This is a genomic window from Zoogloea sp., assembly GCF_023150065.1.
GTDB lineage: Bacteria > Pseudomonadota > Gammaproteobacteria > Burkholderiales > Rhodocyclaceae > Zoogloea.
The window spans coordinates 1-998 of sequence record NZ_JAKLLN010000078.1; the positions used below are offsets into that span (position 1 = coordinate 1).

At 69.6% G+C, this 998-nt stretch carries 1 pseudogene; it reads left to right on the forward strand.

Annotated features, from left to right (window positions below):
• A pseudogene (locus L6Q67_RS23485) lies at positions 1 to 998 on the forward strand (chemotaxis protein CheA); the annotation flags it as partial.

Genomic DNA, 998 nt, shown 5'->3' on the forward strand with positions numbered 1-998 from the left:
GCCTGCGTCCCCGACCGAAACGTGCCGGCCGGACCACTGGCACCTGTCGCTGCGCTTCGGCCCAGACACCATCCGCAGCGGCTTCGATCCGCTGAGCTTCGTCCGCTATCTCACGACGCTGGGCACCATCACGCGCATCGTCACCCTGGCCGACGCCGTGCCGCCGCTGAGCGCGCTCGATCCCGATGCCTGCCACCTGGGATTCGAGCTGGCACTGCGCAGCGATGCCGACAAGGCCACGATCGAGGGTGCGTTCGACTTCGTGCGCGATGACAGCCAGATCCGCATCCTGCCGCCGCGCAGCAAGGTCAGCGAGTACATGGCGTTGATCCACGCGCAGACCGAAGACCTGCGCCTGGGCGAGATCCTGGTGCGCTGCGGCACGCTCACCCGCGTCGAACTCGACGCCGCCATCGACGAGCAGACCGCCGCGCAGTGCGCCGGCCAGGCCGCGCAGCCGCTGGGCCAGGTGCTGGTCGCGCGCCAGCAGGTACACAAGGAGGTGCTCGACGCTGCACTGGCCCAGCAGACGCAGATCCGCGCCACGCGGGTGTCGGAAGCGGCGTCGCTGCGCGTCGATGCCGCCAAGCTCGACCACCTGATCGACCTGGTGGGCGAGCTCATCATCGCCGGTGCCGGCGCCCACCTGATCGCGCGACAGCACAAGATCAAGGACCTGGTGCAGGCCACTTCCGGCGTCACGCGGCTGATGGAGCAGGTGCGCGACACCGCGCTGGGGCTGCGCATGGTGCCCATCGGTGGCACCTTCCAGCGCTTCGAGCGTGTGGTGCGCGACGTCAGCCGCGAACTGGGCAAGGAGATCGCGCTCGAGATCAGCGGCGCGCAGACCGAGCTCGACAAGGGCGTGGTCGAAAAGCTCGCCGATCCGCTGACACACCTGGTGCGCAATGCCATCGACCACGGTATCGAGAGCGCGCCGCTACGCGAACAGGCCGGCAAGCCCGCCCGTGGCACGGTGCGCCTGCACGCGCGGCACG